The 7,281-nt window shown below is 71.9% G+C and carries 5 protein-coding genes; all 5 read left to right on the forward strand.

The window, feature by feature from the left end; genetic code table 11:
• Positions 1 to 2,232, forward strand: a 2,232-nt coding sequence (locus DY245_RS35000; RefSeq protein ID WP_128511130.1) for an FtsK/SpoIIIE domain-containing protein, incomplete at its 5' end; no start/stop codon positions are given.
• A 232-nt stretch (positions 2,233 to 2,464) separates the two neighbouring features.
• Positions 2,465 to 3,841 (forward strand): ABC transporter substrate-binding protein, encoded by a 1,377-nt coding sequence (locus tag DY245_RS35005; protein WP_181924009.1) that lies wholly within the window; start codon positions 2,465 to 2,467, stop codon positions 3,839 to 3,841.
• Between the two features lie 44 nt (positions 3,842 to 3,885).
• Positions 3,886 to 5,244 carry a carbohydrate ABC transporter permease gene (locus DY245_RS35010; protein WP_128511131.1) on the forward strand — a complete coding sequence of 453 codons (1,359 nt, stop codon included), beginning with the start codon at positions 3,886 to 3,888 and terminating at the stop codon, positions 5,242 to 5,244.
• Complete coding sequence (locus tag DY245_RS35015) at positions 5,241 to 6,155, forward strand: carbohydrate ABC transporter permease (protein WP_128511132.1); 915 nt, start codon at positions 5,241 to 5,243, stop codon at positions 6,153 to 6,155. The genes DY245_RS35010 and DY245_RS35015 overlap by 4 nt, the downstream gene beginning before the upstream one ends.
• A gap of 296 nt (positions 6,156 to 6,451) precedes the next feature.
• Positions 6,452 to 7,281: class I SAM-dependent methyltransferase (locus tag DY245_RS35020; RefSeq protein ID WP_147318414.1), on the forward strand; the 830-nt coding region annotated here is incomplete at its 3' end.

Here is a 7,281-nt window from a genome sequence, read left to right on the forward strand (position 1 = left end):
CGCCGGGGCGGGCTCGGCGCCTGGGCGCGGCGGCTGACCGGCGGCCGGGCCGCCGGGGAGCGGCCGGACGACGACGCGGCCTTCGCGGAGTACGATCCGGCCGCCGACCACGCGGCGGCCCTTGCGGAGCTCCCCGGTGGCGCGGAGGCGGCGGTATCCGACGGGCCCGTCGGGTACGAGCGATGGCCGGATGCGGCCACGATCCTGCTCACCGCGCTGGGCCCGGGGCCCCGGCTCTGGGAGCGCGGCCCGGACCACCCCGACGCGCTGACCGTCCGGCTGGGGACCGCCAGCCGGCACGGCGGCCGGGCTGCCGTGCCGGTCACCGTCGAGCTGCGCCGGGCGGGCTCCCTGGGCCTGGCCGGGCCGCGCACACGGCTCGCCGGACTGGCCCGCTCCGCCATCGCCCAGCTCGCCGCCCTGCACTCCCCCGGCACCCTCGAAATTGTGCTGATCAGCACGGACCGGGCGCGCGCCGTCGAGGAACGGGTGGCCGACTGGTCCTGGCTCGGCTGGCTGCCGCAGGTCCGCCCGGCCCATGGCCAGGACTGCCGGCTGCTGCTCGCCCACGACAAGGAGCAGGCCGCGGCCCGGGCGGCCGAGCTGGTGCGGCGGCTCGACGACGGCCCGCTCGGCCCCGGCTGGGCCAGTGCCGAGCGCGCCGAGGTCGCCTCCGCCGCCGCCCGCCATCAGGGCCCGTACACGCTCGTGATCGTGGACGGCGACCCCGGCTCGTCCGCGCTGCGCGAGACCACGGCCCGGCTCGCGGCGGGCGGTCCGGCGGCCGGTATCCATCTGCTGTGTCTGGCGGAGACCCCGGCCGCCTCCCCCGCCTTCCCGCTGGCCGCGACGTATGAAGCGGCCCGGGAGGCGTCGCCCGCCTTCGGGGAGTGCGGGGCGGTGGCGGTGCTCAGCGGCGATGTCGCCACGGCGCTGCGCGTCGTCCAGCCGGGCTCGGGGCCCAACGGCACGGTCGCCACGGTGGACGCGGTCTCCGGCGCCTGGGCCGAGCGGTTCGCACGGGCGCTGGCGCCGTTGCGCGAGACCGATGCGACGGCCACCGTCGGCGGCCGTACGGTGCATCGCGCGGCCGTTCCGCTGCCCGATTCGGCCCGGCTGCTGGACGAGTTGGGGCTGGCCCGCGCCACCCCGGCGTCCCTGATGGCCCGTTGGGCCGCCGCACTGGACACCGACCGGCCCGGTGCCGCCGCGGTGCTCGGTGCGGGACCGCACGGCCCGCTGTGTGCCGATCTCGCCGCCGATGGCTCGCATCTCCTCGTGGAGGGCGCGGCGGCCACCGGCAAGACCGAGCTGCTGCGTTCGCTGGCCGCCTCGCTGGCCGCCGCGGACCGCCCGGATCTGCTGTCGCTGGTGCTGGTGGACGGCGGCGGCAGCGAGCGCGGCGAGGGCCTGAAGGTGTGTACGGACCTGCCGCATGTCACGACGTATCTCGCCGCCTCGGACCCGGTCCGGATGCGGGAGTTCGCACAGGCGCTGTCCTCCGAGCTGAAGCGGCGGGCGGAGATACTGGCCGGCACGCCGTTCGCCGAGTGGCGTACCAAGCATCTGCCGGCGCCGCGGATCGTCGCGCCGCGGCGTACGACCGAGGGCACGAGCGGGTCCGCGGCCGGTGAGCCGGACCCGTCCACGACCGGGACGCTGCGGCTGCGGGCGCGCAGCGGAGCGCCCGCCGAGGACGGTGTGCCGGCGGCGGCGCCGATGCCGCGGCTGTTCGTGCTGGTCGACGACTTCGATGCGCTGGTGGCCCCGGCGCTGGGCAGCACCGGCCGGCCGGCCGCCGGCTCCGTGGTGCGTGCCCTGGAGGCGGTGGCCCGGGACGGGGCGGCGCTCGGAGTGCATCTGATAGCCGCGACCGGCCATCCGGACCGTACGGCGGAGACCGCGACCAGCGAACGGGCCGGTCTGCGCGTCCGGTTGGGCGCGGCCGGCGATCCGTCCGAGCCGGTGCCGGCCGGCCGTGGCCTGCTGCATCGTGCGGCGGACGGCTCCTCGACGCCGTTCCAGGCGGGCCGGGTGACCGGCCGGATACCCCGGACGTCCACCCTCCGGCCGACGGTCGTCCCGCTGGAGTGGCGGCGGATGGGCGACCCGCCGGCCCGGCGCCCGCTGCGTGAGCTGGGCAACGGCCCGACGGACCTGGCCCTGCTGGCCAGCGCGTTGCAGCGGGCCGCGCAGTCCTCCGGCGCACCGTCCGCCCCGCCCTTGGTGTGAGCCGGCCGCGCCGCCCGTAACAGCACCGTCACGAAAGGTGAGTTGACACCGAACGCGGTATTGCGGACCCCGTGGTCAGGGCGTAGGACTGTCGCACACCGAACAGCACCACGCACGAGCACCACCGCACAGGCACCACCGCACGAGCACCAGCGCACAAGCACCACCGCACGGCAGCACGCACACCGCGATGCGAACGGCACGGCAGGCGCAGCGATAAGGGGCTACGGGGATGCGCAGACGACTCGACCGTACGGCTGTACGCGCCACGACCGCGGTGGCGGCGACCGCGGCGCTGGCCCTGACGCTGGCCGCCTGCGGCAGCGGCGGCGGCGGCGACACGAAGGACAACACGAGCGGCGGCGGCAAGGGCGGCAGCACCGCCCCCACCGTGCAGCTCCCCAAGCTCAGCGGCCAGAAGCTCCAGGTCACCGCGGTCTGGACGGGCCCCGAGCGGGAGAACTTCGTCAAGGTGCTGGACGAGTTCGAAAAGCGCACCGGCGCCACGGTCGACTTCGTCCCCAGCGGCGACGATATGGCCGGTTTCATCGGCTCCAAGATCGCCGGTGGTGGCCCGCCGGACATCGCGATGCTCCAACAGGTCGGGGTGCTGGGCGAGTTCGCGGAGAAGGGCTGGCTCAAGCCGCTCGGCGCGACCGCCAAGGAGCAGCTCGCCAAGAACTACACCAAGGGCTGGCAGGACCTCGGCGCCCACAAGGGCACCGCGTACGGCGTGTACTTCAAGGCCAGCAACAAGTCGCTGGTCTGGTACAACACCCAGGCGTTCGACAACGCGGGTGCCCACGAGCCGAAGACCTGGCCGGAGTTCGTCAAGGCGGCGGAGATCATCGCCGAGTCGGGCGTCGAGCCGGTCTCGGTGGGCGGTGCGGACGGCTGGACGCTGACCGACTGGTTCGAGAACATCTACCTCTCCCAGGCGGGTCCGAAGAAGTACGACCAGCTGGCGCAGCACAAGATCAAGTGGACCGATGCCTCCGTCAAGGAGGCGCTGACCACGCTCGGCCAGCTCTTCGGCCGTAAGGATCTGCTCGCGGGCGGCAACTCCGGCGCCCTGCAGACGGACTTCCCGACGTCGGTGACCCAGACCTTCAGCGGCGACACCCCCAAGGCCGCGATGGTCTCCTCGGCCGACTTCGCCGCCGCCAACATCAGCCAGACCAAGGCCAAGGTCGGCACGGACGCCAAGGTCTTCCCGTTCCCGGCGGTGGGCGCCGGCTCCCCGGTGGTGACCGGCGGCGATGTGGCGGTGGCCCTCAAGGACAACAAGGCCTCGCAGGCGCTGCTGACGTTCCTGGCGTCGACGGACGCCGCCAAGATCTGGGCGCAGGCGGGCGGGTTCATCTCGCCCAACAAGAAGCTCGACCCGGCGGCGTACGCCAATGACGTGATGCGCGAGATCGCCAAGGCGCTGGTCGCTGCGGGCGACGACTTCCGCTTCGACATGTCCGACCAGGCGCCGGCCTCCTTCGGCGGCAAGCCGGGCCAGGGCGAGTGGAAGGACCTCCAGGACTTCCTGAAGAACCCGAAGGACATCGCGGGCACCCAGGCACAGCTGGAGAAGGACGCCGCCAAGTCGTTCGGGCACTGAGAGCCTGCCGCCGACCACCTCGACCGGGACCGGGGGACTGCGCGATGAGCGACGTACAGGTCAGCAAGGTCAGCAACCAGCCCAGCGGGAACACCACGAGGAACAAGGGGCGCAAGAGCCTCATGGGCACCCGCCCCTGGGTCGCCGCGGTGTTCCTGCTGCCGGCCCTGCTGCTGCTCGGCGCGCTGGTCGTCTATCCCATCGTCTTCTCCGTCTACCGCAGCCTGTTCGACGCGTCCGGTGACGGCTTTGTGGGGCTGGGCAACTACGGCGAGATGTTCTCGGACGAGGGCATCCGTACGGCGCTGAAGAACAACATCATCTGGGTCGTGGTGGCGCCGACCGTCTCGACGGCGCTGGGGCTGATCTTCGCGGTGCTGACCGAACGGATCCGCTGGGGCACCGCCTTCAAGCTGATCGTGTTCATGCCGATGGCGATCTCGATGCTGGCGGCCGGCATCATCTTCCGGCTGGTCTACGACCAGAATCCGGAGCGCGGGGTCGGCAACGCGGTGTGGGTCGGCATCCATGACACCTTCGCCGACCCGGCGCCGTTCCCCGGTGCCAAGCCACGGCCGAACTCCGGCCTCAGGCCGTCCGGCGGCGGCGCGTTCACCACGACATCGGCGGTGCGGGCGGCGTCCCCGGCGAACCTGCCGCTGGTCGCCGTAGCGCCGGACGACGTACGGAACGCGAAGCCGGCGGCCGCCGCGCAGCCACGGCCCGGCAAGATCACCGGCACCGTCTGGCTGGACTTCACCCGCGGAGGCGGCGGCCGGCCCAACGTGATCGACGGCAACGAGAAGGCGCTGGCCGGTCTGCGGATCGAGGCGGTCAAGGGCGGCACGGTGGTCGCCTCGGCGACGACGGCGGGCGACGGGACGTACGCACTGCCCGCCGACAAGGCCGACGGCGCCCGGCTCCGGCTGCCCGCTGCCAACTTCGCCGAGGCCTACAACGGCGTGGACTGGCTCGGCCCGGCGCTGGTCACCCCGGCCATCATCGGCTCCTACGTCTGGATGTGGGCCGGTTTCGCGATGGTGCTGATCGCGGCGGGTCTTGCGGGGGTGCCGCGCGAGCTGCTGGAGGCGGCGCGGGTGGACGGCGCGGGCGAGTGGCAGGTCTTCCGCCGGATCACGGTGCCGCTGCTGGCGCCCGTCCTGGTGGTCGTGCTCGTCACGCTCATGATCAATGTGCTGAAGATCTTCGACCTGGTCTACATCGTCGCGCCGGGCTCCAGCCTCCGGTCCGCCAATGTGCTGGCCCTGCAGCTCTTCCAGTCGTCGTTCGGAACGGATGTCGACGAGGGCCTGGGCAGCGCGATCGCCGTATTCCTGCTGCTGCTCGTGCTGCCGGTGATGTACGTCAATCTCCGGCGCATACGGAAGGAGCGTCGCCGATGACGACCGTCGACAACGTCGTGGCGGACCGGCGCCCCGAGGCTGCCGGTGCCGTACGGGCGAGGCCGTCGCTCGCCGCGCGGATCGCGGCGCGGACCGGCGGCGGTGCGATGCAGATCTTCCTGATCCTCATCGCCCTGTTCTGGCTGATGCCCTCGGTGGGGCTGCTGCTGTCCTCGCTGCGCAGCCCGCAGCAGATCGCCGAATCCGGCTGGTGGCAGGTCTTCAGCAAGCCGGCCCAGATCACCTGGGACAACTACAGCCAGCTGCTGTCCAACGACAAGGTGATGGGCTCACTGCTGACCACCGCGGCGATCACCGTGCCGGCGACGGTGCTGGTGGTCGTCATCGGGTCGCTGGCCGGCTATGCCTTCGCCTGGATGGACTTCCCCGGCCGCGACGGCTGGTTCATGGTCGTCGTCGGGCTGCTGGTGGTCCCCGTGCAGGTGGCGCTGATCCCGGTGGCGAAGCTGTTCGGCGCGGTCGGGCTGTTCGAGACGACGGCCGGGGTGATCCTCTTCCATACGGCCTTCGGGCTGCCGTTCGCGGTCTTCCTGCTGCGGAACTTCTTCGCGGAGATTCCGCGCGAGCTGCTGGAGGCGGCGCGGCTGGACGGGGCGGGCGAGCTGCGGCTGTTCACCCGGGTCGTGATGCCGCTGGGCGGGCCGGCGATCGCCTCGCTGGGGATCTTCCAGTTCCTGTGGGTGTGGAACGACATGCTGGTCGCGCTGATCTTCGCGGACAGCGGCAGTCCGCCGATCACCGTCGCCCTCCAGCAGGAGGTGCGGCAGTTCGGCAACAACATCGATGTGCTGGCGCCCGGCGCCTTTGTGTCGATGGTGGTGCCGTTGATCGTCTTCTTCGCCTTCCAGCGCCAGTTCGTCTCGGGTGTGATGGCCGGCGCGGTGAAGTGAGACCCGCACAGGACCGGTGCCGCGAGGTCTTCCGTTGTTATCTCCTGTTCATGTCACTCCCCCTACGATGTCGGTCACTGCCGTGAAACGCATGGTGCGACGGGGCTCTGTCATGGAGACTGCCTGGGCGGCGCTCGAACGTCCTTCGTATCGAGTGGTGGCGCCCTGGCCCCGCGCGGGTCGCGCCCCTGCGCAGCGGCCCTGGCGCCGGGCGCGCCCATAACTGCACAGACCGCATCCCCACCCACGCGTCGTCACCCGCCCTACATTCCCGACCGTCTGGAGACGGACCGCACATGACTGCCCCCATCGCAGACCAGAGTGCCGAACAGCTCCCGCGCCCCACCCGGCTGTCCGACGTCAAAGGCTGGTTCTTCACCGCCGACCAGCTGCTCTTCGACTGGTTCCTGGCGCACCAGCAGGACCGTTCCGAGCCGGGTGATCTGCTCGAACTGGGCGCGTATATGGGCAAGAGCGCGATCTTCCTCGGGGCACGGCTGCGCCCCGACGAGCGCTTCACGGTCTGCGATCTCTTCGACTCCCCCGCCGAGGACGCCTCCAACTCCAAGGAGATGAGGAAGTCCTACGCGACCCTGACGCGCCGCGCGTTCGAGGCCAACTACCTCGCGTTCCACGAAGAGTTGCCCACCATCATCCAGGGCCTCAGCTCGATCGTCAGCGACCATGTCGACGCCGGTTCGGTGCGCTTCGCCCATATCGATGCCTCACATCTGTACGAGCATGTCCACGGCGACATCCTCGCGGTGCGTGAGCTGCTCACCGACAACGGCGTGGTGGTGCTGGACGACTACCGCGCCGAGCACTGCCCGGGGGTGGCCGCCGCCACCTGGCAGGCCGTGGCGAACGAGGAGCTGCGCCCCATCTGCATCACCGGCACCAAGTTCTACGGGACCTGGGGCGACCCCGAGCCGCTCCAGAAGGCGCTGGTGGACTGGATCAAGGCCCGCGGCGACGTCTGGCACGAGGTGCAGTACGTCAATGACGCCCCGCTGATCCGGCTGAGCGCCAAGGGCGCCACGGAGCCCGCCCAGCCGGTCTCCCGCCACAAGCCGGCGGCCGTCCGCGCCCCGCAGCGCCCGGCGGCCCAGGCCCCGGCGGCGTCCGC

It is taken from the genome of Streptomyces inhibens, from assembly GCF_003389455.1.
GTDB classification, from domain to species: Bacteria; Actinomycetota; Actinomycetes; order Streptomycetales; family Streptomycetaceae; genus Streptomyces; species Streptomyces inhibens.